Source organism: Natronincola peptidivorans (assembly GCF_900111615.1).
In the GTDB taxonomy this organism is placed as follows: domain Bacteria; phylum Bacillota; class Clostridia; order Peptostreptococcales; family Natronincolaceae; genus Natronincola_A; species Natronincola_A peptidivorans.
This window is the reverse complement of record NZ_FOHU01000002.1, coordinates 334,648-361,140: the sequence shown is the minus strand read 5'-3', so window position 1 is coordinate 361,140 and position 26,493 is coordinate 334,648. Positions and strand designations below refer to the sequence as shown.

The following is a 26,493-nucleotide window of genomic DNA, read 5'->3' as shown; positions in this document are numbered from 1 at the left end:
TCCCTATCAGGTTGATAAGTATGCCTCCTTCATTTGCTGTACATCTTTTTCTAGAAAATGACTGTAGCCTTTATAATAGCTTGGAATCCCTCTATTTTCTCCCTTATCTCCTGTCTTAAGAATTTCTTCTATTGATGCTATGTAGCCTTCTGCTGTCCTTTCCCATGTGTATTTTTCTCTCACTCTTAATATGCCTTGCTTTTGATAGTACTGCCATCTTTCTTTATTTGATAGTACTGCTGTTATCTTTTCAGCAATATCCTCTTCATCCTCAGGATCCACCAAAAGACCGTAGGATGTATCTCCTTCTTTTAACACCTCTAAGGGCCCACCGTTTTTTGTCACTACCACCGGTAAGCCACAGGCCATTGCTTCTATCGGTGCAAGACCAAAGGGTTCGAACAGAGCAGTTAAGGAAAAAAGCCCGCCTTTTTCTGCCACCTGTCGATAGCATGCCGCAAGTTCTTTTTGATTGTTTAGGCTGATAAAAGCTACCTTTCCTTTTAATTGATTGATTTTAATAGAATTCATTATTTCATCAAGGATTTTTTGTTCTTCCTCCTTTAGCTTACTATAATCATGATATGGGTTCTCCACCCCTCCTATCACAATCAAAAGATTTGCCTTTTTTCGAAGGTTGATTTTTTTTCCAAAAGCATTTACCAAGGTAAGATGATTTTTCTTTTTATCAAGACGGCTGGAGGCTATCACAAAGGGAAGTTTTTTTCTTTCTTCAGCTATATCCCTCTGTATTACTTTTTTAAGCCTTTCCTTCACGGCATCCTCCTGTTGATTTTCTGTTTTCGGTTGGAATATTTTAGTATTCACCCCTGGTGGTACCACCTTAAACTTAGAGCTATGGATATGAACAACATCCTGGTATAGCGGATGTCCATACTGTTCTATTTGTTCCTGTCTAGTGCTGACGATGTAAGTGGAAGCATTAGCCATTGCAATCTTCTCAGCCGTAATTCTTTTTGAAAAATGCAGCCTTTCTTCATAATACTGAAAATTCTCCTTGTTTATCCTTAGTTTCTGCATTTTCTGTGCCCCTAAGGAATGGGCTGTAAATGAGTATGGTACCTTTTTCTCTTCTCGAAACATAGCAGCTGCTAAACCACCATCTCCATAATGCGAGGTTATAAAATCAGGATATCCTTGTGCCTTCTTATAGAAGCTTTGTATACCCTTCACGTATTCATATAAATGAGGCCATAACAATTCTTTTCTTAAAAATTTTTTTCCACCGAAGGGTATCCTTACAATCCTTACGTCTGACCCTTGATAGTGTTCTATTTCATCTGCAAATTCCTTCCACCCTTCATCTTCAATCAATCTTGTAACAATGTCTACCTTAACCCCTTTCTTTGCCATAGCTAAGGCTGTTTCTTTTACATAAACCAACTGTCCTCCAAAATCTGGATGCTGGGTCCAGTGACTGTCTTTATCATCAAAATTTCCCTGTGGATTTAAAAATAGAACCTTCATTTTTTTCCCCCTCAAATGTTTCTATTAAGGTCTTCAAATTGGGTAAGGAACATACTCCGCCTATATACTTTACTTTATAAGCAGCTGTATAACTTCCGTGCTTGATGGCTTCTTTTACCTTGTTTCCTCTCAATAAGGAGCCATAGAAACCCGACCAAAAAGCATCCCCTGCTCCAGTGGTATCCTGCACTTCTTTGGCAAAGGAAGGCAGTCTTAAAATTTTTCTTCCATCAGAGGCTAATAAACCCTTTTCTCCTAAGGTTAGAATGACCAGCTTGCAACCTAGTCCCAAGAACTTTTCTAAGTAGCCTTCATAGGAATCATTCCCAAAAATAAATTCTGCATCAGCTTCCGATGGCTTAATAATGTCTACATAACCCATGATTTCCTTCATCAGCCTGACACCATCATGTTGTTTTTCCCAAATACTGTGACGAAAGTTGGGATCAAATCCAATAATTTTCTTCTTTTTTTTCCCATAGAGTATTAAGCGCAAAGAAGCCTCTCGTATATCTGGATGGGAAAGTGCCCATGCAGTAAAGTGCAATAAACTGCTTTTATCCAATAGTTTAAGATGACTTTCTCTTGGTCTTAGCATTTTGTCTGCGCCTCTGATAGCTATGAATTCAGGATTTTTCTTGCTCTTTGATACCATAACCACTGTTGTATTTGTATCTTTAATGATCTCAACTCCATCAAGAGGGACCCCTTGTTTTGACAAAGAATCAAGAAAATATTGACCCAGATAATCATCCCCTACAGCTGAAATCATGATTGGTTTAAATCCAAGATTTGCCATGTTAATGACAACGTTACCAGGAGAGCCCCCAAAGCATCTTTCAAATCTCTCTGCATCCATGAGAGAGCTTACATAGTCCTGGGAAATAAAATCTACTAAAGCTTCTCCTATGGCAACCACATCCCATTTTTCTTTTGCAAGATTTAATGGTTCATCTATATTGATCAACGAAAACACTCCTTAGCTTTATCCTATTTTTCAATTTTTACCTCTTTATTTATCTTATTTAATTGGTGCCATAGCAACCCATCAGCTTGGGGGAATTCTATGAGCTGCTATTGACACCTAGATAGTAGATGTCTCCTCTATTAATCTTGCATAAAGCTTTTTATAGGCTTTTGCCGATTTTTCCCAGCTAACCTTTGTTTTCATTGCATTTCTAACAATGTCTTTCCATACTGCCTTATTTTTATAAAAGCCCAGTCCTTTTTTTATAGTCTTAAACATCGCTTCATCTTCATAATCAGTGAAGGTAAATCCATTGCCCTTTTTAGAGACTTCATTATAGTCCTTGACAGTGTCCTTTAACCCCCCAGTTTCTCTTACAATGGGTATAGTACCATATCTTAAAGCAATAAGCTGACTTAACCCGCATGGCTCAAACAAGGACGGCATTAAAAAGAAATCGCAGCCTCCATAGATTTGTTGAGCTAGTACTTCATTAAAAAATATGTTGGTAGAAATATTTTCAGGATATCTTTTTTCTGCTTCCATAAATATTTCTTCATATCTCTTATCCCCTGTTCCTAAAATTACCAGCTGTACATTCTCTGCTATTATTGATGTAAGCTGACTGGCTATTAAGTCTAAGCCTTTTTGTTCTACCAATCGCGTAACAATCCCTATCAAGGGAATATCTAAGGAAACAGGCAATTTTAGTTTTTTTTGCAGCCCTAATTTATTTTCTTTTTTACTCTCCAGTTTTTTACTATTATAGTTCCTAAAAAGATGTTGGTCTGTCTCAGGGTTAAATTTACTCTCATCAATCCCATTGAGAACTCCACATAACTGTTGTTTTTTATGGTACAATAACCCATCTAACCCCTCTCCAAGGTAGGGTTGCTGGATTTCTTTTGCATAGGTTGGACTGACGGTTGTAATAGTATCACAATAGTTTATGCCACCCTTCATATAACTTACATTGCCATAATATTCTACTCCTTCTTTAGAAAAATCCTGATAAGCTCCGTTAAACAGGTCTTGTAGTACCTCCCTAGGGAAAACCCCTTGATATTTTAAGTTATGTATCGTAAAAACTGTTTTAATTTTATGATAAAAATTACGATATTGGTATTGAGTCTTCAAAAGATAACTGATCATGGCGGCTTGCCAATCATGACAATGGATAATATCAGGCTTAAATCCAATATGGGGCAATATATCCAGAACACTTCTACTGAAGAAGGCAAACCTTTCTCCATCATCCTCATATCCATAGGCATCAGCCCTGTTGAAATAATATTCATTGTCGATGAAATAGAAAAAAATATCTTTATACCGTAGAATTTCTATACCACAGTACTGCTTTCTCCATCCCACCTCCACTGTGATGCTTTTTAACCACAGCATTTCTTCTTTAAAGTCCTGTGGAATTTCTTGATATTTTGGTAAAATAACGGCAACATCGATTCCCAGTTTATTTAGATAAAAAGGTAAAGAACCTATTACATCCCCTAATCCCCCTGATTTAGAAAAGGGAGCACCTTCTGATGCAGCAAATAACACTTTCATGTAGCAATCCCCCCTTTCTCTAGTTATCTTGCCTTTTCTACAATAAATGTTTTTTATCTAATGTTTACTTTCCTGTCTTTATTTTTTATTATGTATTCTTTTAAAATAAATCGTCGCTAATGCTGGTATAGAGATTTCTATAGAGTATGGTTGATGGTGCCATGGCTTCCGCTGAGCCTTGACAGCCTCTAGGTTTCTTATCCCTCCGCCTCCATATTGGACAGCATCACTATTAAATACCTCTAAATACTCCCCTTCATTAGGTACACCAATCCGATACCCTGTTGATGCCTTAGGAGAAAAATTACATAAAACAATAATGTAATCCTGGGAGCATTTTCTCATAAAGATTATAATGCTATGATTGTCATCATTTACATCAATCCATTGAAATCCAGCTGCGTCATGGTCTTCCGTCCATAGGGTCGGCTCTTCTTTATAAAAATGAATAAGGTCCTTTACATAGCTTTGCAGCTTAGCATGCATTTCATAGTCTAATAGCATCCAATCTAGCGCTGAATGATGGTTCCACTCAGTAAATTGTCCAAACTCCCCTCCCATAAAAAGGTGTTTTTTTCCTGGGTGAGCCATCATGTAGCCATAGCAGCACCTTAGGTTGGCAAATTTTTCTTCATAGCTTCCTGGCATTTTCTCCAACAGTGATTTCTTGCCATGTACGACTTCATCATGGGACAAAGGCAAAATAAAATTTTCTGTAAAAGTATACATTAATGAAAAGGTCAATAAATCATGGTGTCCCTTTCTTTCTTTATAATCTAATTCCATATATTTTAAAGTATCATTCATCCAGCCCATATTCCATTTATAGTTAAAGCCAAGACCCCCTGCATAGGTTGAAGCTGTTACCATAGGCCATTGGGTAGCTTCTTCTGCTATCATGAGATGATTGGGATAATAGTGAGAAACAGCTTTGTTTAGTTCTTTAAGAAATGCTGCAGCCTCCAGATTTTCCTTTCCCCCATATTGATTAGGCGTCCATTCTTCCTCTGTTTTTCCATAATCAAGATAAAGCATATTAGTGACTGCATCTACCCTTAAACCATCGATATGATACATATCCATCCAAAAGAAAGCATTGGATATTATAAAGCTTTTTACTTCAGGCTTTCCTAAGTCAAAATTAACAGTTCCCCACGCTTTGTTTGTGGCTTTATTAAATTGATTATACTCATAGACCTTCCCGCCATCAAATTCTATGAGACCATGCTGGTCTTTACAAAAATGACCTGGTACCCAATCTAAGATTACTCCTATTCCTCTCTGATGCATATAATTAACAAAGTACATAAAATCCTTTGGTGTTCCATATCTGCTTGTAACAGCATAATAACCTGTAACTTGATAACCCCATGAATCATCTAAGGGATGTTCCATGATAGGCAAGATTTCCACATGGGTATACCCCATTTTTATCACATAATCACCCAGTTGATGCGCAATTTCTCTGTAATTATAAAAGCTTCCATCCTCTTTTCTTTTCCAAGAGCCTAAATGAACTTCATAGATGATAGCTGGTTTTTTTAATGGACTTTCTGTTATCTTTTTCTGTTGCCATTGTTGATCCTGCCATGGATAATTTTCTAGGTGGTAAACAATTGAAGCAGTATCAGGTCGCAGCTCCGACAAAAACCCATAGGGATCACTTTTTAAAAATACCTCTCGATTTTTTCCATAAACTTCATATTTGTATAATGCACCCTCCTGTATATTCCCTACAAAAATTGACCAAAGCTGAGAGTTGGAAATTTGCTCCATTCTATGGGAGTAACCCTGCCAATTATTAAAATCTCCCACTAACCTTACTTCTTCTGCATTTGGTGCCCATACAGTGAACCTGGTTCCCCTTTGTCCATTTTCTTCTATCAGGTGGGCCCCTAAAAATCTATAGCTATAATAATTGGTGCCTTCATGAAATAAATATAAATCCTCTTGATAAAATATATGTCTATCCATGGATTATCATCCTTTTTTACAACAAAATAGAAATATCAAAATACATCAGTGATTTGGAATCGATTCCAAATTTATTTAAAAAAATAATTATATTGACCGACTGGATTCTCGCTCCACAAGCCGATAATCTAAAATTACTTCATAGCCGTGATTGATTTCCCCCTCCACCATTCTCAGCATCAGCTCCATCCCTTTTTGTCCCATTTCATAACGTGGCTGTACGATTGTTGAAATAGAAGGATTAAAATATTCAGCATTATCAATCCCGTCAAATCCCATTATCGTCATATCTTCTGGTATACGAAGACCATAGTCTAATGCAGCTTTAGCAGCTCCAATAGCCATCAAATCACATATAGCAAAAACCCCTGTAGGTCTTTTTTTCTTGTTGATAAACTTCAGCATAGCTTGATATCCGCTTTTAAATGTATGCTTTCCGTAGGCTATCCATTCTTCATTAATAGCTACTCCAGCTTCCTTCATAGCACGTTGGTATCCCTTCATACGGGGAACACTTGAGTTCATATCGCCCTTGATACCTGAAATAATAGCAATATCCTTATGTCCTAAATTTATAAGATATTTTACAGCATCGTAGCTGGCTTGTTCATTATTAATCCCAATGTCAATAAACTTATTTCGGAGGCTCTGGTCAGTAATCAATACTGCAGTGGAAATAAAAACAACAGGTTTTTGTCTCTCTGTAAACCATCTTATCTCTTTGTCCTTTACATGGCTCCCTAGATAAATAAATCCATCTACTTTTTTGTCCTGCATGGTTTTAATCGTTGAAAGAAGCTTATTTGCATTCCAAGCAAGATCTGCAAGAATAATACTGTAATCATTCTTACATGCAAAATCCTGTAATCCTTTCAATAAATTGGAATAAAAAGGATTTGTTATATCCATAATAATGATACCAATTGTCTTTGTATAGTTGGTTTTTAAGCTTCTAGCAATGGCATTGGGTCGATAGCCCATTTCCTCCATTACTTTTAAAACTTTTCGACGTTTTTGCTGACTTACACTAGGATGATTATTAAGAACTCTAGACGCTGTCCCTACTCCTACTCCCGCTCTTTCAGCCACATCCTTTAGTCTAATCGTCTTATTGATTTTTTCCTTCATGTTTTAGGTCCTTTTATCCTTAATATTAATATATATTAAATTAATTTCACAAATAGTATATCTTTTTTTCTAATTATTGTCAATAAATTCATAAAAATCGCATTATTTTTACTATTAGATTCCTCTTCCGCTGAGTCTAAAAAATCAAAGGCAAAAGAAAACCTGCTAGTATCCCTTGTATAACGATAGAAGCAATTATCATCACGACTCCTGCTTTAAACATATCTATTGTCTTAAAATATCCTGAACCATAGGCAACAGCATTTGGTGCAGCATTGGCTGGTAATAAAAAGGCAAATGAACTAGATAGCCCAGCAGCCACAGCAAAGGCAATAGGATCCCAACCAAAGCTTAGGGCCAAACCAATAGCAACGGGGACAAAGGTGGTAGCAGTACCTGAAAGGCTGCAAAAAATGGTGATACCTAATCCTGTTGCTGCAGAAATTAATCCGATGGCTATGCTCTCAGGCATGCTTCCCATACCTGATGAAAGTATCCCAGCAATCCAATCAATGGCGCCAGTAGCTTTAAGTCCTGCACCCATAGATAAACCGCCGCCTACCAAAAACAATACATCCCAGCCTATGAGCTTTTGTGCTTCCTGCCAAGGCATGAAGCCGACTTTTGGTGTGACAATAATAATGGTGAGTAGAACTGCAACAATATATAACCAGTCACTAGGTAAAGAGATGAAGGAATCCATTAGCCATAAGGTTACAGCAGAAATAAACAGTACTACAACTCTTTTTTCTTCCCTTTGTAATGGTCCCATTTCCTTTAGCTGTTTTTTTACTGCGTCTAATCCGCCCTCTACCACTTTAATTTCCAGGGGATAAACTTTTTGTACAATCATCCATGCTGCTGGAATTAACAGGATAACCAAAGGAAGGGCTCTAGCTGTCCAATCTAAAAATGTCAGCTGTATTCCAGCCAAGTTATTCAGCAATGCAATAGCGATAGGATTCGCTGGGGTGCCAGTAGGGGTTCCCATGCCACCTATATTAGCAGCAAAGGCAATGCTAATAAACAAAGCTTTCCCGAAATTGCTCTTCAGAGGCTTTGCACCTGCCATGGTCAATATTCCTGTTGCGATAGGCACCATAATAGCTGTAGTAGCTGTGTTAGACATCCACATAGATAAAAAGGCTGTTGCAATCATGATACCTAGTATAAGCTGACTAGTTTTTTCTCCCATTTTTGATATAATGGTTAAGCTAAGCCTTCTATCCATCCCAGAATTCACCAAGGCTCCCGCCAGTAAATAGCCCACCAATACAACTGCATTTACAGGATGAGCTATATAAGCCAATCCTTGGGTCAAAGGAAGAATACCAAAAATAGATTGTAAAAAAATAATGAAAAGTCCTGTGACGCCTATGGTTAAAGCCTCTGTCATCCAAAGAATAGCCGCTCCCATTGCAATGCTCAGCATGATTAATCCTTTATCACCTAGGCCTTCTGGTGGCGGCAAAAAAGCTGCTATAGCTATACATATCATTACTACTATCAATATAACAAGCTTTTTTGTGTCTTTTGACCCTATAGGCTTCTGTTTTACTTCATCTGTTGTCATGTTAATCACCTTTCCCCTTTTGTCATTCTATCGGATCCTGGTAGAAATTACTTTTATTTTCAAAACAACTATGATAGATCACATATATATATTTCTATTTATTTTTAAAAAACTCCTTTATTTCTATAGATATCCAAGTTTGCTTATAAAAAAATGCATACCTTCATTTCTTAAAAAAAGGTTATGTTACATTACATTGTTGATTTTAGACTAAATTGTAATTTTAGTATAAGCCTTAGAGGCTTGTCATCCTGAAGGCAGTGAAGGATCTAGCCTTTTAAATCTAAAACTAAGATCCTTCGTTATCACTCAGGATGACTGCACCCTAGCATTTCTATATTTTTTCAAATATCAACATTTATCATTAACAGAGCATAAAAAAAGAAAAAAATAGATGCTCTCATTTAAATCTATTATTTAAAGACGAACATCTATCTATTATTCATATTTTAGCAGCAGCTCTCTTACGATTTCTTTGCTGATATCGTCAAAGATTTTATCATCTGTATCTATGATGATATCTGCTGCTTCATGATAGGCAGCCTTTCTTTGATCCAAAAGATCCTTTATATGCTCTAAATGCATTTTTCCTTTTACCAAAGGTCTGGTGTTATCTCCCTTTATCCTTTTGATAATAGTTTCAGCAGCAGCTTTTAATAAAACAACCTTGCAGTTTTTCTTTAAATTTATTATGTTCTCCTGATCTAGAACCGCCCCGCCGCCACTGGAAATAATAATATTATTTCTTTGGCTTAATTCTTTGATAGTATCTTTTTCAATTTTTCTGAAATAACCTTCTCCATAATTTTCGAATATTTCTCCTATCGTCATTTCCATTTTTTCTTGAATCAAGATATCCACGTCAACATATTCCATTTCCAGCTTTTCAGACAAATCCATAGCTACAGTTGTCTTTCCTGTTCCCATAAATCCTATGAGGGCAATACTATAGGGGAAAAGTCTTTTTGATTGTAGCTTCCTACTTATACGCATGATTTCTTTATAGAGTTGCTGTATTTCTTCTGGAAGGTTGGTATGAGAAAAGCTTGCTAATACCTTGTCCATCACCTGCTGCTCCCGTCCTGGATGAAACACTGGCAATCCCTTCTCCTTTTTATAGGCTAGAACCTCCATCACTAATTCCATTCTCTTTTCAAAATTTTTAACAATAGCTTCATCGCATTTATCAATCTCTTGTCGCAGCCTTTCTAATTCATTCAACATCTTCACCACCCTTTACCATACTACTTCATCACTGGATAACAATACTTCCTTTACCTGGCCTCTTTCCTTTGGAAGGATAAAGGAGATCTTGCCTTCCTTGTTCTTTTTATCCTTCATCATAGCCTCCACTAATGCTTCTAATGAGAACTCTGTTATGTCCAGAGTAATATCTACTTTTCTTATAAGCGCTTCTATTTCTTCAAAGTATCCTTTTCCAATATATCCGAAGTTTTTTGCCATAAGTGCCTCATAATACATCCCTATTAATACCGCTTCACCATGAGTATATTTATTATACTTGGTTACTGCTTCTAATCCATGACCGATGGTGTGGCCATAGTTTAGTATTTTTCGCAGTCCCTGTTCTTTTTCATCTTGAATGACAACCTCTGCCTTAATTTCACAGCACTTTTTGATAATGTTTTTCATGGTTTCCCCTTGAAGCTCCATCATCTCATTGAAATTATTTTTTATGTTTTGCAAAAAATTATAATCATAGATGATACCATATTTTATGACCTCTCCAATACCGCTTACCAGTTCTTTTTTAGGTAAGGTCTTTAGTGTATCTGTATCGATAATCACTGCTTCTGGTTGATAAAAGCTTCCTACAATATTTTTTCCCTGCGGTAAATTTACTCCTGTTTTTCCTCCAACACTACTGTCCACTTGAGATAATAAGGTGGTGGGCACCTGTATAAAAGGAATCCCCCTCATATAAATAGAGGCACAAAATCCTGCAATATCACCTACTACACCTCCACCTAAGGCGATTACCTTTGATTTTCTAGTCAGACCAAATCCTATCATACTGGCCAATATTTTCTCCACTGTCTCCATGGTTTTACTGCCCTCACCCGGCGGTATACTGACCTTATACATTTCTTTATTTTTTAGAGCATCTTCAGCAGCAGCTCCATAGAGCTGATCAACATGGTCATCTGTAATCAAAAGCCATTTATCTGCCTGTCCCAAATAATCTGAAAGGGATTTTAATAGTCCCCCTTCGATATGTATGGTATAGCTTTTATCTTTTAAATCTATCAACACTCTTTCCATCGTTTTGTAATCTCCTCTAAAGAATCTGCCCCATACTTTCGTAAAAATTCTTGAGCAATCACGGTGATAGCCACCATTTCTCCCACCACTGATGCTGCAGGCACAGCACAGGTGTCACTTCTCTCTACAGTTGCCAGCACCTCTTTCTTGGTATCAATGTCCACCGTCCTTAGAGGCTTATATAGGGTAGGGATAGGCTTCATAGCACATCGAAGGACAATATTTTCCCCATTGGACATCCCACCTTCTATTCCACCAGCATGGTTGGTATCTCGATAATATCCCTTCTCCTCTTGAAAAAATATCTCATCATGTACTAGGGAGCCTTTTTTCTGGGCATTTTCAAATCCATAGCCTATTTCCACCGCTTTGATGGCTTGGATACCCATCAAAGCGTAGGTCAGCTTTGCATCTAGTTTTCTATCCCATTGTACATAACTGCCAAGTCCTGCAGGGGCACCAGTGATATGAATTTCAAAGATTCCTCCTAAAGAATCCCCCTCTTCCTTGGCTTTTTTGATTTCCTCTATCATTGCTGTTTCTTTAGCAGCATCACAGCACCTCACCTCTGAGGCTTCTGCCAGCTTTATCTTTTCTATAGCTTCGATCCTTTCCTCCAAAGATGTTTTTCCTATAGCCGTCACATGGCTCACTACTTCAATGTTAAAGACCTTCATCAGCTGGGCAGCTATGCTCCCAAGGGCAACCCTTACAGCCGTTTCTCTAGCACTGCTTCGCTCCAAAACATTTCGAATGTCCTTAAAGCCATATTTCATGGCGCCGGTTAAATCCGCATGACCAGGTCTAGGCTCCGTTACCCTTCGGGGCCCTTCCTCAATAGCCACTGGGTTCATATAGGCTTCCCAGTTTGCATAGTCTTTGTTCTCTATGAGGAAAGAAATAGGACTTCCCAGTGTTTTTCCTCCCCTTATTCCAGAAAGGATTTCCACCTGATCCTTTTCAATCTTCATTCTTCCTCCCCGACCATAGCCTTTTTGTCTCCTGGCCAAGTCCTTATTGATGGCTTCAATATCTATTGCTACGTTAGAGGGAAATCCTTCTAAAACCCCTACCAGCCCTTTGCCATGGGATTCTCCTGCTGTAATTAATCGAAACATATACTAGCCTCCTTTAATACTCCCTACTGGATTAGTAAATCTGCCCTATAGGATAAGACCCAAAAATCTTTAGTTTATTGGTGATCTTTTCAATATTATTTAATACCCGTTTGCATTGTAAATCCTCTTGATGCCCGTTAAAGTCAACATAAAATATATATCTTCCCAGCTCTGTTTTAGCCGGACGGGATTCAATTCGTGTTAAGTTAATGTTTTCCTCAGCAAATTCTTTTAAAATACTGTGTAAGCTGCCGGGAAAATCATCATGAAAGGAAAAGGCAATCGAGGTTTTATCCTTCCCAGTGGGAACTGTATTTTTTCTCCCAATGATTACAAATCGAGTTTGGTTATTTAAATTATCCTGTATATCCTTATATAGAGTGTGCAGACCATTATTTTCTCCTGCTAAAATATTCCCTATGGCCCCATACTCTATTCCCTTTTCTTTAGCTATTTTACAGGCAGTTGAAGAGCTTTCACAGGGAATCAGTACTACCTCTGGAAATTGATTGGCAAAAAACTCCCTACATTGCTCCAGCGCTTGAGGGTGAGATAATACATACTTAAGCTCACTTGCATCTTCTGCAACAGTTAGAAGGTTATGTCTCACCTGAAGGATGATTTCTCCCTGGATTTTAGATTCCTCTGTCTCCATCAAGTTATCCATGACTTGAGTAACAGCTCCCTCTGTAGAGTTTTCTATAGGCAAAATTCCTTCCTCTATACTGCCTTCCTCCACTGTAGTAATAATCTCTCTAAAGGTCTTCATTCCCACCAGCAATGATTTTGGATCATAATACTTTGCAGCTGTATAGCTATAGGATCCCATCGGTCCTAAATATCCTAATTCCATCTAAAAGTCCCCTCTTTTCTAACAAATATGCCTCTATTTTATTCCTGAAAGTACTATTTAATAACTGCCTTCAATTTTTCCTGAAAATCTGGAAAAGACACAGCAATACAATCACTGTTGTTGATTTTTACAGGTCCGTTGGCAAATAACCCACATATAGCCATGGCCATAGCGATTCGATGATCTCCATAGCTCTCTGTGGTGCCTCCTGTTATCTGATTGAGGCCTTCTATCTCCATACCATCTGGTAATTCCTTCACCTGAATGCCTAGCTTTTTCATTTCTGTCACCATGGTGGTAATACGATTGGATTCCTTTACCTTCAGTTCTTCTGCCCCTGTAATGATGGTTTTTCCTTCTGCTACTGCAGCGATTACTGCAATAACTGGTATCTCGTCTATTAATCGAGGTATAATATCTCTCGTGATGTTTATGCCTCTGAGCTTTGTTCCCTTTACAATAATATCACCGATTTCTTCCCCACCACTGATAAAGAGGTTATCTATTGTTATTTCTGCTCCCATTTCTTTTAATACATCAATAATACCTGTTCTGGTTGGATTTAATCCCACCTTTTCCAGCACAAGGTGTGATCCTGGCATAGCTGCCGCTGCTGCCATAAAAAAGGCTGCTGAAGAAATATCTCCCGGCACTTCTATATCCTGTGCCACAAGCTCTGATTTTTTGATGCTTACCACACCATCCTCTGTATTAATATCTGCCCCTAAGGCTTTTAACATTTTCTCTGTATGATCTCTTGAAGTTATTTCTTCCCTAACAATAGTACTTCCTTCACTATAGAGCCCTGCCAAAAGAATGGCAGATTTCACCTGGGCACTAGAAACAGGGGAATCATAATCAATTGCCTTCAAATTACCCCCTCTTATCACTATCGGTGCTAGATTTCCATAATCTCTGCCTTCAATACTGGCTCCCATTTGTCTTAGGGGTACTGCTATCCTTGCCATTGGTCTGCTTCTTAGGGATTTATCTCCTGTAACAATGGTGATAAACTCCTGGCCAGCTAATATACCGGAAAGTAATCGTATCGTAGTCCCAGAGTTTCCTGCATCCAATACATCCTCTGGTTCCTTTAATCCATAAAGACCTTTTCCATGGACGATGATCTCATCGCCTTTGTCTTCAATGCTAATGCCTAAACCGCGAAAACATGCAATGGTGCTAAGGCAATCCTCTCCCCTTAAAAAACCTTTAATACTGCTGGTGCCTTTACTGATACTGGAAAGCATCACTGCCCTATGGGAAATGGATTTGTCTCCTGGCACAGTAATTCTTCCTTCTAATCTATGAGCCTTATGAATTGTTAGCATCTTCTTTACTCTCTCCTTTGCGATAGGTTAAGGGGAATTTCCCATTTCTTAAAATAGCATAGGCCTTATCCTGCTCCTCCTTGGAAGCAACAGCAATCCTTACTGCTCCTGCCTCTCCCTCTCTTGCATGTAATATTTCAATTTCTTTTATATTAATAGCATGTTTGCCAATTATTTGCGTAAGCTCTCCTAAAACCCCTGGCCGATCCTCAACATCTAAAATAAGATCGTAAACCTGCGGTATATAATCCTTTTTTCCATGAGGAATACTGTCTCGAAGCCTTTTAGCTTTTTGAAGTGCGCTTAATACTTCTTCTTCTTTTTCTTCAGCCAGCATTTCCTTAAACTCCTGTAGCATTTCCTCTAATATCGTTACTCCCTCCAATACTTCCTCCTTATTAAAAAAGAAAATATCCTTCCACATATGAGGGTTTCCTGCTGCAATTCTAGTGGTATCTCGGAAACCACCTCCTGCGAAAGGAGCATAATCTGTAGTATTTCGTCGTTCCAGCATATTTGCCAGCATCACGGCCATCATATGTGGGATATGACTAATTTGTCCTACAATCTTATCATGCTGATTAGATTCCACCACAACAGGAAAGGCCCCAATAGACCTTACCAATCCTTCTAGCTTTTCAATGGTATCCTGCTTTGTGTTCTCCTTAGCAGTAAGGAAATAATAAGCATTTTGAAAGAGAAAGGGTGTGGCTGCTTTGATGCCGCCTTTTTCCGAGCCAGCCATAGGATGTCCTCCTACAAACTGTATATCCTCCGGTAAATAGGAAGCGGCTGTCCTTGAAACATAACCCTTTACACTTCCAACATCCGTCACAATGGTATCTTTAGAGAGCGCTTCAGCTATCTCCTGAAAAATATTACTATAGAATCCTACAGGAGTAGCTATGATAACTAACTCTGCCTTGATTACAGCCTCCTTTAGATCCTGAGTTGCAGCATCAATAGCTACCATTGCCAGTCCTTCCTCCAATGCCTCAGGAGAGAGATCGCAGCCTATTATTCTTCCTTTATAGCCTGCATTTTTCAATGCTAAAGCTAAAGAGCCTCCGATTAGTCCCATGCCAATAATAGCGATTTGTCCAAACTGCTGCATCTTCTTCCTCTCCTTTACCCTTACCTTTTCAAGTAATTATTTATTATTAAAATACTTCATTTTTAATTAACTACTTTACTGAATATTTTGCCACTTGTCAAGCAATGTTTTTGGCTTCATCTAATTTTTTCACAAAACTGCAAACATTTTCCGTAATAGTATTGTCCTTTAGTCCTTCTTCTATCTTTTCTATGATGGCACTTCCTACAATCAAACCATCACATTGGTTTTTCAATTTTTCTACCGTTTCTGGAGTGGATATTCCAAAGCCTAAAGCTGCTGGTATATTTGTATGTTTCTTCACTTTGTCTACAAATCCTGCTAAATCTACATCAAAACTATTTCTTTTTCCTGTTACCCCCATAGAAGATACACAATAAACAAATCCACTGGCATTGGCAACAATTTTTTTGATTCTCTCTTCTGAGGTAGGGGCCACCAAAGGAATCAAATCAATGGCATACTGCTGCATCATGTTCTGCAGCTCACTTCTCTCCTCTAAAGGTAGATCTGGAATCACTAAACCATCTATTCCTTTACGATGGCATTTATTTAAAAATCTCTCCAAGCCATATTTGAAAACACAGTTAAAATAGACTAGAAATACAAGAGGAATCTCTGTATCTCTTCTGATGCTTTCCACCAGCTGAAAGATTGTATCAATGTTGGCTCCCCCCGCTAAAGCTCTTTGAGAGGCTCTTTGTATCACAGGTCCATCTGCCAATGGATCAGAATAAGGTATGCCTAGCTCAATAATATCTGCTCCGGCTTTTTCCATTTCCAATACCAATTGCTGGGTGGTATTTAAATCTGGGTCGCCAGCGGTAATATAGGTAATAAGGGCTTTCTCCTGCTTTGCTTGCAGCAACTCAAACCTTTTGGTTATTCTACTCTTCATTTCCTTGTCCTCCTAACACTTTTCTTATGGTATGAATATCTTTATCCCCTCTACCAGATAGATTAACAATGATGATATCTTCTTTTCTGGTATTGACTGCCAGCTTCATTAGATAGGCGATAGCATGAGAGCTTTCCAAGGCTGGTATAATCCCCTCTAGCCTTGTTAGGTATTGAAAGGCTTCTACTGCCTCTTTATCCGTTACCCCTTGGTATTGAACCCTGCCAATCTTGTGATAATAAGCATGCTCCGGACCTATGCCGGGATAATCTAAACCAGCTGAGATAGAGTGCACCGGCATGATTTGACCATTGTCATCCTGTAATAAATAGGTCATCATACCATGAATAACCCCCATGCTTCCTTTGGTGATAGTGGCTGCATGTTTGTTGGTATCTACACCTAAGCCCGCTGCTTCAACGCCATATATTTTTATTTCTTTGTTATCAATAAAAGGATAAAATAACCCCATAGCATTACTGCCGCCACCAACACAGGCCACTAAATAATCTGGTAAGCGTCCCTCTTTTTGGAGGATTTGTTCCTTAACTTCATCTCCTATAATTCTTTGAAAATCCCTTACCATGGTGGGATAAGGATGAGGTCCTACTACAGAGCCAATGACATAGAAGGTATCTTCTACTTTGGCTACCCAATCTCGGATGGCTTCATTGGTGGCATCCTTTAGGGTTCCTGTTCCAGAGGTGACAGGATTCACCTTTGCCCCCAGCATCTCCATTTTAAATACATTTAAGGCCTGTCTTTCCATATCCTCCTGCCCCATATATACTTCGCAGTGGAGATCAAACATAGCACAAATGGTGGCAGTCGCCACTCCATGCTGGCCAGCCCCTGTCTCAGCAATAATTCTTTTCTTTCCCATCTTTCTTGCCAAAAGCACCTGCCCAATGACATTGTTAATCTTATGGGCTCCTGTATGATTTAAATCCTCTCTCTTTAAGTATATTTTTCCTCCCCCCAGCTTGTTTGTAAGGTTTTCTGCATAGTATAAAGGGGTAGGCCTTCCAGAGTATTCCTTCACATAGTATTTATAGTTTTGTTGAAAATCATTATCTTCCCTAGCTTCAATGAATTCTCTCTCCAGCTCTATTAAGGCATTCATTAAGGTTTCTGGTACAAACTGTCCGCCAAATTCTCCAAACTTTTTAGGTAGTTCCTTTACTGCTATCATTATTTTCTCACCCTTTCTATAAATTCTTTCATTTTCTTTAAGTCTTTTAGGCCGTTGCTTTCTACTCCACTGCTAATGTCCACCACATTAGGACGGATTTTTTTAATTGCTTCCTCTACATTTTCTGGGGTCAGGCCTCCTGCTAATATAATGTATTTATCCTTAATTTCACTGGTGGGAATATTCCAATCAAAAGCCTTGCCTGTTCCTCCCATTTCTCCCTTTACATAGGTATCCAGTAGATAGCCATCCACCTTGTAATGATTTAATTCCTTGAAACTGTCTACATTCTTGATTCTAAAGGATTTCCATATTTCTTGAGAAACATCTTTTAATTCTTCTGGCTTTTCTTCCCCATGAAATTGTAATATATCTAGTTTGCATCTCTCAGCAGTTATTTTTACAGCTTCTATTGGAGCATTAACAAAAACCCCTACTTTTCTTATTCTTTTGTCCAGTTTTTCTGTAAGCTCCTTTGCTCTTTCGACAGTAACCTGTCTCTTACTGTCTGCAAAAACAAAGCCTACATAATCCGGCATTACTTTATTGGCGTAGTCTATATCCTCTTCCCTTGTTAATCCGCATATTTTCACCCTGATCATAGAGACACCCCCCTAAGCTCCTGAATTTTTCCCTCTATAGAAGCTGCCTTCATTAACCCTTCACCTATCAACACTCCATTTACTCCTAATTCCTGTAAAAATTCCATGTCTCCTGAATGATGAATACCGCTTTCACTGATGATAATTTTTTCTCTGGGGATAGCATGAATGAGCTTTTCTGTTGTTTTGAGGTTGGTTTCAAAGGTATTAAGATTCCTGTTATTGATACCGATGATTTCTGCCTCCGTTTCTAGAACCATCTCCAATTCCTGCTGGCTATGGACCTCCACTAAGCAGGCAAGACGGATTTCTTTTGCAGTTTTTTGAAAGGCTATTAGCTGGTTTTTTGTTAATATAGCAGCTATTAAAAGAATAGCATCTGCCCCCAGCAGCTTGGATTGATAGATCTGATATTCCTCAATAATAAAATCCTTTCTCAAAAGAGGTACAGTGGTTATTTTCCTTACCTGCCTTAGGTATTCGTTGTTACCTTGGAAAAACTTATCCTCCGTCAACACAGATATTGCCTCCACCTTGTTTTTTTCATAAATAACCGCCATCTCCACGGGATCAAAATCCTCTTTTATAACTCCCTTTGAAGGAGAAGCTTTTTTTATTTCTGCAATAATGCTTAGTTGAGAATTTTGTCTAAGGACTTTCTTAAAATCTCTAGGTACTTCTACCTCCTGGATTTCTGTTAAAATACTGGAGATATTTAAGTCTTCTTTTTCTTCCGCCACCTTCTTTTTTTTATAAGCTACTATTTTATCTAAAATCATACTCGCATCTCCTGGCTTAGATGGATTAACTGGTTTAGTTTTTCTAAGGCTAAGCCCATGTCAATAATTTCCACTGCTTTATGAATACCTTCTTCTAGGGAGCTTGCCTGTTTTCCAACATAGATGGCGGCCCCAGCATTCATAAGGACGATATCCCGTTTGCCGCCTTTCTCTCCTTGCAATATGCCCAAAATAATTGCTGCATTCTCTTCTGCATCTCCCCCTCGCAGCTCTTCTATAGAGGCAAGAGGAATATGAAATCTTTGGGGTTCTAAGTAATAAGTTTTTACTTTCTTCTCCTTCAACTCACTTACTTTAGTCCTTGTGGTGGTGGTGATTTCGTCTAATCCATCTAATCCATGGACCACCATTGCTCTATCTACACCTAGTTCCCTTAGCACCTCCGCCATTACCTCTGTCAAGCTAGGATCAAAAACCCCCAGCACCTGACCCTGTACGCTGGCAGGATTGGTTAAAGGTCCTAGGATATTAAAAATCGTCCTGACTCCCAGCTCTTTTCTAGGTACTACAGCATGCTTCATGGCTTGATGAAAATTAGGGGCAAACATAAAGCCAATATTGGCTTCTTCTACAGTTTTTTGTACTGCCTCAGGACTTAACTGAATGTTTACTCCTAGCTGCTCCAATACATCTGCACTGCCGCATTTGCTAGAGACAGAGCGATTTCCGTGCTTCACCACCGTTACCCCTGCCGCAGCTGCTATAAAAGCCACTGCCGTTGAAACATTGAAGGTATTGGCTTTATCTCCGCCGGTTCCACAGGTATCAATAGCATATAGCTGATTGATCTTTACTTTAGCGGCTTTATGTCGCATTACCTTAGCACTGCCTGTAATCTCCTCAACTGTCTCTCCCTTCATCCTAAGGGCAGTTAAAAAGCCTCCGATTTGTGAGGGGGTAGCCTTACCCTCCATGACATTATTCATTACATGAATCATCTCCGTCTCTGTTAAATGCTGTCTCCGAATTATCTTGTCAATGGCATATTGAATCATGCTTTTTCACCTCCCTCTATCTTTAAAAAATTTTGTAGAATTTTTTTACCTTCCTCTGTTGCTATGGATTCTGGATGAAACTGTACACCAAATATCGGATATTTTCTATGCTGCAGTCCCATAATCTCTCCCTCTGGTCCTTCTGCTGTAATCCTTAGGACCTGTGGTACACTCTCTTTTTCCACCACAAGAGAATGATATCTTGTGGCCTTTACTGGAGTTGCCACCTCTGCAAAGATATTTTTACCATTATGCTGAATCATAGAGGTCTTACCATGGACCATTTCCTGGCCATGAACCACCCTACCTCCAAAAACCTCCCCTATGGCCTGATGTCCTAAACAGATGCCCAGAATAGGAATCTTTCTTCCCAATTCTTTAATAACCTCTAGAGATATCCCCGCCTCCTTTGGAAATCCCGGGCCAGGAGAAATAATGATGTGAGAGATATCCATTTTTTTCAGTTCCTCTAAGCTTATTGCATCATTTCTATAAACAGCTACCTCTGGATTTATTTCTCCAATATACTGGTAGAGGTTATAGGTAAAGGAATCATAATTATCAATAATAATAATCAACTTACTCCCTCCTTTGCTATTTCTTCAGTTATTTCTATAGTTTCCATCAAACCCTTTAGCTTTCTTAAGGTTTCTTTATACTCCGCCTCTGGGTCAGAATCTGCTACGATTCCTGCCCCTGCCTGTAGATAGGCTTTTTTATCCTTAAACAATATGGTTCTAATGGCAATGCAGGTGTCCATGTTGCCGTTGAATCCAAAGTAGCCTACCGCACCGCCATAGATGCCCCGTTTTCTATTCTCCAGCTCATCAATAATCTCCATTGCCCTCACCTTTGGTGCTCCTGATAGGGTGCCTGCTGGCAAGCAGGAGATAAGAGCATCATACATATCAAATTTTTTCTGCAGCTTTCCTATAACATTGGAGACGATATGCATCACATGAGAATACATACATATTTCCATGTAATTACTAACCTCTACACTGCCAAATTCAGCAATTCTTCCGATATCATTTCTTGCTAAATCCACCAGCATCAAATGCTCTGCCTGCTCCTTCTCGTTTTTGATTAGCTCTCTTGCCAGCCGATGGTCCTCCTCTGCTGTTTTACCTCTTTTCCTGGTGCCTGCTATTGGACAAGTCTCCAGACTGTCTCCCTCCACCTTGATGAGGAGCTCTGGTGATGAGCCTGCCACCTGATATTCTCCAAAATCTATATAGAATAAATAGGGAGAAGGGCTGACACTTCTTAGATTCCTATATACCTGGAAAGGATCTAGATTGGTTTCCACCTGCAGTCGTTGAGAAAGTACCACCTGAAAAATGTCTCCGTTTCTGATGTATTCCTTCGCCTTTTTAACCTTGGCCATATAGCTTTCCTTCGTTTCATTACTGGCATATTCTATGGAGGTAGTAGCTTCCATCTGCTGTAGGTAAAGTCGATGGGAATTTTTATAGATCTCTCTTTGTATCTCCTTTAGCTTTTCTATTGCCTCTGTATAGCTTTTGGTATCTTCCTCCTTATGCAATACATTTACGATAATGGTAATTTTTTGTGTTACGTGGTCGTATACAATTACCTCCTCAGTAATCAAGAGATGAATATCAGGCACTTGAAGGTCATCTACATTGATATGGGGCAGCTTCTCATAGTTTCTTATAACATCATAGGCTATGTAACCCACAGCTCCTCCTGTAAAGATGGGGAGTTTTTCCATATAAGGGGCCTTGTAGGCCTTCATAAGCTCCTTTACTATTTTTAGCAAATCACCTTTTTCAGTAGATAGCTCATCTTCATACTGAATAACCGCCTCATCACCATAGCCCTTTATTGTCATCAATGGATTTCTCCCGATGAAGGAATATCTTCCCCGTTTTTCTCCACTCTCTACACTTTCCAGTAAATAGCTATTGCCATTTTGACAAAGCTTTCTAAATAGGGTGATGGGGGTTTCTGTATCTCCCTCTATCTCCATAGAAATGGGTATCATTTTATAGCTGCTTCTTAATTGTTGAAACTGCTGAAGCGATGGATAAATCATAGTTTTTCCTCCTTAAATAAGTAAAATTAAAAAATAAAACAAAAAAAGCACTTCATCCCTAAAACCAGGGACGAAATGCTCTACATTCCGTGTTGCCACCCACATTAGATGTATTACTACCAGTAATAGACGACCTTTCTGAAAAAAGAGAAATAAAAAAACACTTCTATCCCTCTTTAGGACGAAATGTTATCACTCCGTGTTGCCACCTATCTTAGATGGTAGTTACCATCTCACTCTTTCAGATACGGAAATAGTCTTATTGCTATTTCGATATCCTGTCTCTATAACGTGAGACCTACGTCAAGTGATACTCTCAAAGGATTTCCCACTGCTTCTCATGGAACCATTCAATAAGTCTATCCACATCAGGCTTCCACCGTCCCCGACTCGCTTTCGCTTAAGAACTTATTTACTCTTTCCAATCCTAGAATTATTGTAACTATAGATTTTTTTAAATTTTAATACGTATTTCATCATCTGTCAAGAAAAATTTTCAGATTTTTCTGTTTAAAATTTTTTAGGTGCAGTTAAAAAAATTTCTTATTGACATGCTTAATTTATTTCATTATACTTTAACTTAAAATTTAGTAATTTTAGTAATTTAAAGTTTTCTAAAAAATGTATGCATATTTTATCAAAAATCATACACTATATATTATATATTTCGTGAAAGGTGATTACTATGTTATCTACATCTAGAGAGATTGCAAAACTTTATAACTATTATTTTAACTTTTACTGGGGCTTTTACTTTTTTAGCGCCAGCTATTTTGCATGGAAAAATAATAGATATAAAGAAATCTTTCTAAGATACAGCATGAATAAATCATACCTACCGGTATAGTTTATAACCGCAACCATTTTAACTTTAGTTAATAAAGTGGACTCTTAGACAGAGTCCACTTTTTTATTTTAGTATAAAACAATTTTACATTTTTTAAAAAATAAGGAGGAAAAAATTATGGTTATTGTTATGAAACCCAAAGCACCACAGGAGGTAATTGACAAAATCGAAAAAAAGATGATTAGTTTAGGCTGCGAGGTTCACAGGTCCCAGGGAGAAAACTATTGCTTACTTGGCTTGGTAGGGGATACATCTAGGATTAATCCAAGTCAAATTGAGGCCAATGAACATGTAGATAAGCTATTGAGGGTGCAGCATCCATTTAAGCTGGCCAGCAGACATTTTCATCCTGAGGATACCATTATTGAAGTAGACGGTATTAAAATCGGTGGTGGGAATATCACCATCATGGCAGGCCCCTGCTCTGTAGAAAGTGAAGAGCAGCTGATGACTATTGCTCACGCTGTAAAAAAAGAAGGTGCTCAAATGCTAAGAGGCGGTGCCTACAAGCCTAGAACCTCTCCCTACAGTTTTCAAGGAATGCAGGAGGAGGGCTTAAAGCTGCTGAAGAAAGCAAAAGAAGCTACTGGCATGCCCATTGTAACAGAAGTAATGGATCAGGATACCTTTGATGTGGTAGAAGAATATACTGATATCCTTCAAATTGGTGCTAGAAACATGCAGAACTTCTCTTTATTGAAAAGGGCTGGAAAAAGTAATAAGCCTATCCTGTTGAAGAGAGGTCTATCCGCCACGATTGAAGAGCTATTGATGTCAGCAGAATACATTATGTCTAAAGGAAATCAGAATGTAATTCTTTGTGAGAGGGGTATCCGTACCTTTGAAACCTACACCAGAAATACTCTGGATATCAGTGCGGTTCCAGTAATTAAGGAGCTTAGTCATTTGCCTATCATTATTGACCCCAGCCATGCCACAGGTAAATGGACTATGGTGGAACCTTTATCAAAAGCTTCTATTGCCGTTGGAGCAGATGGTCTCATCATTGAGGTGCACCATCAACCAGAATGTGCTTTATCAGATGGTGCCCAGTCTCTAAAACCTGAAAAATTTGCCCGTTTGATGCGAGCTATTGAGATGATCGCTCCTATACATAAATAGGAAAAAATGAGGAGGAAGTATTATGGTTATTGTTATGAAACCCCATGCACCTCAAGAAATGATAGACAAAATATCACAAAAAATGACTAGTTTAGGATGTGATGTTCGTCTCACCCAAGGAGAAAACTACTGTATTCTTGGTTTAGTAGGAGATACCTCAAAGATTAATCCCAGCCAGATTGAAGCCAATGAACACGTGGAAAAGCTATTAAGAGTGCAGCATCCATTCAAGCTAGCCAGCAGACTTTTTCATCCTGAGGATACCGTCATCCAAGTAAATGGCTGTAAAATCGGTGGGGGAAATGTAACCATTATGGCAGGACCCTGCTCTGTGGAAAGCGAAGAACAGCTGATGACCATTGCTCACGCTGTGAAAAAGGAAGGTGCACACATACTCCGGGGAGGTGCCTACAAGCCTAGAACCTCTCCCTACAGCTTCCAAGGAATGGGAGAAGAAGGTTTAAAACTGCTGCAAAAAGCAAAGGAAGCTACTGGTATGCCCATCGTCACAGAGGTGATGGATCAAGAGAACTTCGATGTGGTAGAGCAATATGCAGATATTCTTCAAATTGGTGCTAGAAACATGCAGAACTTCTCTTTATTGAAAAGGGCTGGAAAAAGTAATAAACCTATCCTGCTGAAGAGAGGTCTATCCGCCACAATTGAAGAACTTTTGATGTCAGCAGAATACATTATGTCTAAAGGAAATCAGAATGTAATTCTTTGTGAGAGGGGCATCCGTACCTTTGAAACCTACACCAGGAATACATTGGATTTAAGTGCCATCACTGTTATTAAAGAATTAAGTCATTTGCCCATCATTATCGACCCTAGCCACGCTACTGGAAAATGGTCCATGGTGGAGCCTTTATCTAAGGGAGCTATCGCAGTGGGTGCTGATGGACTCATCATAGAGGTGCATCACCAGCCAGAGCTAGCTCTCTCCGATGGTGCCCAGTCCTTAAAGCCTGAAAAGTTTGCACGATTGATGCGGGCTGTTGAAAAAATTGCTGCTATTGAATAAATTTTAAGCTTTTATAGAACAAAAGGATGTCAAGTTTTGTCATTGTATTATTGACAGTCACTGACATCCTCTAGATTTATTCACTTAGTTGGCACCAGTTAGCTTTTTATCTGTTGCCACAACAGGTCCTGGCCTTCCCAGGATAAAACTCATATATTTAACAAATACATAAATTACCATAACGATAGCCCACAGTTCTAAGAACTTTACAAAGTATCCTAGGGAAGCCATCCCTCTGCCAGCTGAAGCTAAATAGGCATTTGTTCCCTTCATAGCAATAGCAGTGATAACAAAAGGAAAGGTAAAGGCCGAATAACTGGGATAAAACTTTAATCTTAACATTTTAGGCATGTTGAACATGACTGCAATGAACATCGCTAATGCTAATATCCCTAAAAAAACTACCATACTCATACTTTTTTCCTGAAAGGAATTTAAATATCCTGCTAAGCAAAGACTGGCTGGAGCTGCAAAAATGGTAAGGGTTGGTATAGCTGGCTCTGGCATACCCTTTACCACCAAAACCCTGTATAGTACAAAAGGTAATAAGCATAAATAGGTAATCAAGCCAAACCAAAAAATATATTGGCCCCAGTGGGCTAAACCAAATGCCGGCGCTGTTACGCTAGCTGCTACAATTCCAACATATACAATAAAATAACTTGGAAAAACCTTTTTTATGTTAAAGCTGAAAATATATTTTTTTGTAAAAAGAAGGATGAGGACTACATGGATAGCTAAGCCCATAATCCATACACCATAGGCTCCTGATGCCAAATAAGGTCTAAGATAGGTTGCCAGAATCATCAATCCCATAGAAAAGGTTGGCATCACACTTGCTATTACTGGATTGCCAAAGTCTTCTTCTATTACTTTTGGCATGCTAACCACCTTACTGACAAGTAAAATCATTAAACCCGTTGCTAAAACCCCAAAGATATTTCTATAGCTACTACCATAGGAGGCTATAAGATTTCCTGCTGATGCTAGGGCTAGCATCAATCCTGCCATAGGTATTGGTATTTTCTTAATCATTCTATTCATAAGACCATCCCTCTAGACTGTTGCCTTCTGAATTTTTTCTGCTATTTCTGGATCCTCTAGCAGTTTTTCTGCAATCCAAGCGGCTACTTCTCCAGTGATGGCCACACAGTGAGCTTTTCTCTCAGGACTGGTAAAGTCATAGCCTTTTACCAGGACACGACAGCATGTACTCTTATACATCTCCTTGATGTGATCATGTAATGCGGCAGAGATAGGAAACATTTTTTCATTCATAGGCTCTCCATGCTGTCTTCCATAAGCCATTCCTAATGCCATTGATCCTCCACTAACAGCACCACAAAGACATCCAGCCTTACCCAACCCAATGGGAAATGCAGAAGCTAGCTTTACAACTTCCTCTGAAAAAGGCCAGCCCAACAGCTCATTAATGGTATGAACAACGGCCTCCGAACAGAAAAATTCTCCCCTCTGGAAATACCCTTCAGCCTGCTGTCGAACCTCTTGAACACTAATGCTTTTTTCCATTATATTTCCTCCTATAAACTATTATGATAATA

23 protein-coding genes and 1 other annotated feature are annotated in these 26,493 nt (G+C 38.7%); of the genes, 2 read left to right on the top strand and 21 right to left on the bottom strand.

Translation table 11 applies throughout. From position 1 onward, the window contains the following. Positions 1-6 precede the first annotated feature (6 nt). From BMX10_RS04360 to trpE, 19 genes are all read right to left on the bottom strand, one after another. Entirely contained in the window at positions 7-1,488 is a 1,482-nt protein-coding gene (locus BMX10_RS04360) for a glycosyltransferase (RefSeq protein WP_090439890.1), read from the bottom strand. Continuing rightward, positions 1,451-2,455, bottom strand: a complete 1,005-nt coding sequence (locus BMX10_RS04355; RefSeq protein ID WP_170834674.1) for a carbohydrate kinase family protein — start codon at positions 2,453-2,455, stop codon at positions 1,451-1,453. The genes BMX10_RS04360 and BMX10_RS04355 overlap by 38 nt, the downstream gene beginning before the upstream one ends. A 117-nt stretch (positions 2,456-2,572) precedes the next feature. Continuing rightward, positions 2,573-4,018: a glycogen synthase GlgA gene (gene glgA / locus BMX10_RS04350; RefSeq protein WP_090439884.1), complete on the bottom strand. Its 1,446-nt coding sequence runs from the start codon at positions 4,016-4,018 to the stop codon at positions 2,573-2,575. Positions 4,019-4,096: 78 nt separating this feature from the next. Further along, positions 4,097-5,992, bottom strand: a complete 1,896-nt coding sequence (gene glgB / locus BMX10_RS04345) for a 1,4-alpha-glucan branching protein GlgB (RefSeq protein WP_090439881.1) — start codon at positions 5,990-5,992, stop codon at positions 4,097-4,099. An 87-nt stretch (positions 5,993-6,079) separates the two neighbouring features. Further along, a complete protein-coding gene (locus BMX10_RS04340) occupies positions 6,080-7,120 on the bottom strand; it encodes a LacI family DNA-binding transcriptional regulator (RefSeq protein WP_090439878.1) in 1,041 nt (346 codons plus the stop codon). A gap of 136 nt (positions 7,121-7,256) precedes the next feature. After that, entirely contained in the window at positions 7,257-8,693 is a 1,437-nt protein-coding gene (locus BMX10_RS04335) for an SLC13 family permease (RefSeq protein ID WP_090439876.1), read from the bottom strand. A gap of 438 nt (positions 8,694-9,131) precedes the next feature. Beyond that, positions 9,132-9,917 carry a chorismate mutase gene (locus tag BMX10_RS04330; RefSeq protein WP_090439873.1) on the bottom strand — a complete coding sequence of 262 codons (786 nt, stop codon included), beginning with the start codon at positions 9,915-9,917 and terminating at the stop codon, positions 9,132-9,134. 12 nt (positions 9,918-9,929) lie between these two features. Beyond that, positions 9,930-10,976, bottom strand: a complete 1,047-nt coding sequence (gene aroB, locus BMX10_RS04325; protein ID WP_090439870.1) for a 3-dehydroquinate synthase — start codon at positions 10,974-10,976, stop codon at positions 9,930-9,932. Continuing rightward, positions 10,961-12,094 (bottom strand): chorismate synthase, encoded by a 1,134-nt coding sequence (aroC, locus tag BMX10_RS04320; protein WP_090439867.1) that lies wholly within the window; start codon positions 12,092-12,094, stop codon positions 10,961-10,963. The genes aroB and aroC overlap by 16 nt, the downstream gene beginning before the upstream one ends. A gap of 31 nt (positions 12,095-12,125) precedes the next feature. After that, complete coding sequence (gene pheA / locus BMX10_RS04315) at positions 12,126-12,947, bottom strand: prephenate dehydratase (protein WP_090439865.1); 822 nt, start codon at positions 12,945-12,947, stop codon at positions 12,126-12,128. Between the two features lie 53 nt (positions 12,948-13,000). Further along, positions 13,001-14,278, bottom strand: coding sequence for a 3-phosphoshikimate 1-carboxyvinyltransferase (aroA, locus tag BMX10_RS04310; protein ID WP_090439862.1), 1,278 nt, complete (start codon positions 14,276-14,278; stop codon positions 13,001-13,003). Then, the gene (locus tag BMX10_RS04305) at positions 14,262-15,392 is read right to left on the bottom strand and encodes a prephenate dehydrogenase (protein ID WP_090439859.1); all 1,131 of its coding nucleotides are present in this window, start codon (positions 15,390-15,392) and stop codon (positions 14,262-14,264) included. Before BMX10_RS04305 ends, aroA begins: the two co-directional genes overlap by 17 nt. Before the next feature lie 97 nt (positions 15,393-15,489). Beyond that, entirely contained in the window at positions 15,490-16,290 is an 801-nt protein-coding gene (gene trpA, locus BMX10_RS04300) for a tryptophan synthase subunit alpha (protein WP_090439856.1), read from the bottom strand. Further along, a complete protein-coding gene (gene trpB, locus BMX10_RS04295; protein ID WP_090439853.1) occupies positions 16,280-17,482 on the bottom strand; it encodes a tryptophan synthase subunit beta in 1,203 nt (400 codons plus the stop codon). Before trpB ends, trpA begins: the two co-directional genes overlap by 11 nt. Further along, on the bottom strand, positions 17,482-18,084 hold the full coding sequence (locus BMX10_RS04290; RefSeq protein WP_090439851.1) for a phosphoribosylanthranilate isomerase: 603 nt from the start codon (positions 18,082-18,084) through the stop codon (positions 17,482-17,484). The genes trpB and BMX10_RS04290 overlap by 1 nt, the downstream gene beginning before the upstream one ends. Further along, positions 18,081-18,863: an indole-3-glycerol phosphate synthase TrpC gene (gene trpC / locus BMX10_RS04285; RefSeq protein WP_090439848.1), complete on the bottom strand. Its 783-nt coding sequence runs from the start codon at positions 18,861-18,863 to the stop codon at positions 18,081-18,083. The genes BMX10_RS04290 and trpC overlap by 4 nt, the downstream gene beginning before the upstream one ends. Then, complete coding sequence (gene trpD, locus BMX10_RS04280) at positions 18,860-19,879, bottom strand: anthranilate phosphoribosyltransferase (protein WP_090439845.1); 1,020 nt, start codon at positions 19,877-19,879, stop codon at positions 18,860-18,862. Before trpD ends, trpC begins: the two co-directional genes overlap by 4 nt. Then, a complete protein-coding gene (locus BMX10_RS04275) occupies positions 19,876-20,457 on the bottom strand; it encodes an anthranilate synthase component II (protein WP_090439843.1) in 582 nt (193 codons plus the stop codon). The genes trpD and BMX10_RS04275 overlap by 4 nt, the downstream gene beginning before the upstream one ends. Beyond that, entirely contained in the window at positions 20,454-21,938 is a 1,485-nt protein-coding gene (trpE, locus tag BMX10_RS04270) for an anthranilate synthase component I (protein WP_090439840.1), read from the bottom strand. The genes BMX10_RS04275 and trpE overlap by 4 nt, the downstream gene beginning before the upstream one ends. Positions 21,939-22,112: 174 nt before the next feature. Further along, positions 22,113-22,376: a binding site (T-box leader), on the bottom strand. 526 nt (positions 22,377-22,902) lie between these two features. Here trpE and aroF (BMX10_RS04265) point away from each other — a divergent pair. Continuing rightward, on the top strand, positions 22,903-23,907 hold the full coding sequence (aroF, locus tag BMX10_RS04265; protein WP_090439837.1) for a 3-deoxy-7-phosphoheptulonate synthase: 1,005 nt from the start codon (positions 22,903-22,905) through the stop codon (positions 23,905-23,907). 22 nt (positions 23,908-23,929) lie between these two features. Continuing rightward, positions 23,930-24,931, top strand: coding sequence for a 3-deoxy-7-phosphoheptulonate synthase (gene aroF, locus BMX10_RS04260; protein WP_090439834.1), 1,002 nt, complete (start codon positions 23,930-23,932; stop codon positions 24,929-24,931). Positions 24,932-25,015: 84 nt separating this feature from the next. Here aroF (BMX10_RS04260) and BMX10_RS04255 read toward each other — a convergent pair whose 3' ends face one another. Both BMX10_RS04255 and BMX10_RS04250 read right to left on the bottom strand, forming a co-directional pair. Continuing rightward, positions 25,016-25,975, bottom strand: coding sequence for a TDT family transporter (locus BMX10_RS04255; RefSeq protein ID WP_090439831.1), 960 nt, complete (start codon positions 25,973-25,975; stop codon positions 25,016-25,018). A gap of 12 nt (positions 25,976-25,987) precedes the next feature. Next, entirely contained in the window at positions 25,988-26,461 is a 474-nt protein-coding gene (locus tag BMX10_RS04250) for a C-GCAxxG-C-C family protein (RefSeq protein ID WP_090439828.1), read from the bottom strand. Between the last annotated feature and the right edge of the window lie 32 nt (positions 26,462-26,493).

Coding starts and splice junctions, on each gene's coding strand:
- trpD (WP_090439845.1), bottom strand. CDS start 19,879: ATGATTCAATATGCCATTGACAAGATAATTCGGAGACAGCATTTAACA.
- trpC (WP_090439848.1), bottom strand. CDS start 18,863: ATGATTTTAGATAAAATAGTAGCTTATAAAAAAAAGAAGGTGGCGGAA.
- glgA (WP_090439884.1), bottom strand. CDS start 4,018: ATGAAAGTGTTATTTGCTGCATCAGAAGGTGCTCCCTTTTCTAAATCA.
- BMX10_RS04330 (WP_090439873.1), bottom strand. CDS start 9,917: ATGTTGAATGAATTAGAAAGGCTGCGACAAGAGATTGATAAATGCGAT.
- BMX10_RS04255 (WP_090439831.1), bottom strand. CDS start 25,975: ATGAATAGAATGATTAAGAAAATACCAATACCTATGGCAGGATTGATG.
- BMX10_RS04250 (WP_090439828.1), bottom strand. CDS start 26,461: ATGGAAAAAAGCATTAGTGTTCAAGAGGTTCGACAGCAGGCTGAAGGG.
- aroF (WP_090439837.1), top strand. CDS start 22,903: ATGGTTATTGTTATGAAACCCAAAGCACCACAGGAGGTAATTGACAAA.
- aroA (WP_090439862.1), bottom strand. CDS start 14,278: ATGCTAACAATTCATAAGGCTCATAGATTAGAAGGAAGAATTACTGTG.
- aroB (WP_090439870.1), bottom strand. CDS start 10,976: ATGGAAAGAGTGTTGATAGATTTAAAAGATAAAAGCTATACCATACAT.
- BMX10_RS04340 (WP_090439878.1), bottom strand. CDS start 7,120: ATGAAGGAAAAAATCAATAAGACGATTAGACTAAAGGATGTGGCTGAA.
- trpE (WP_090439840.1), bottom strand. CDS start 21,938: ATGATTTATCCATCGCTTCAGCAGTTTCAACAATTAAGAAGCAGCTAT.
- trpA (WP_090439856.1), bottom strand. CDS start 16,290: ATGAAGAGTAGAATAACCAAAAGGTTTGAGTTGCTGCAAGCAAAGCAG.
- glgB (WP_090439881.1), bottom strand. CDS start 5,992: ATGGATAGACATATATTTTATCAAGAGGATTTATATTTATTTCATGAA.
- BMX10_RS04305 (WP_090439859.1), bottom strand. CDS start 15,392: ATGCAGCAGTTTGGACAAATCGCTATTATTGGCATGGGACTAATCGGA.
- aroF (WP_090439834.1), top strand. CDS start 23,930: ATGGTTATTGTTATGAAACCCCATGCACCTCAAGAAATGATAGACAAA.
- trpB (WP_090439853.1), bottom strand. CDS start 17,482: ATGATAGCAGTAAAGGAACTACCTAAAAAGTTTGGAGAATTTGGCGGA.
- pheA (WP_090439865.1), bottom strand. CDS start 12,947: ATGGAATTAGGATATTTAGGACCGATGGGATCCTATAGCTATACAGCT.
- BMX10_RS04335 (WP_090439876.1), bottom strand. CDS start 8,693: ATGACAACAGATGAAGTAAAACAGAAGCCTATAGGGTCAAAAGACACA.
- BMX10_RS04360 (WP_090439890.1), bottom strand. CDS start 1,488: ATGAAGGTTCTATTTTTAAATCCACAGGGAAATTTTGATGATAAAGAC.
- BMX10_RS04290 (WP_090439851.1), bottom strand. CDS start 18,084: ATGATCAGGGTGAAAATATGCGGATTAACAAGGGAAGAGGATATAGAC.
- aroC (WP_090439867.1), bottom strand. CDS start 12,094: ATGTTTCGATTAATTACAGCAGGAGAATCCCATGGCAAAGGGCTGGTA.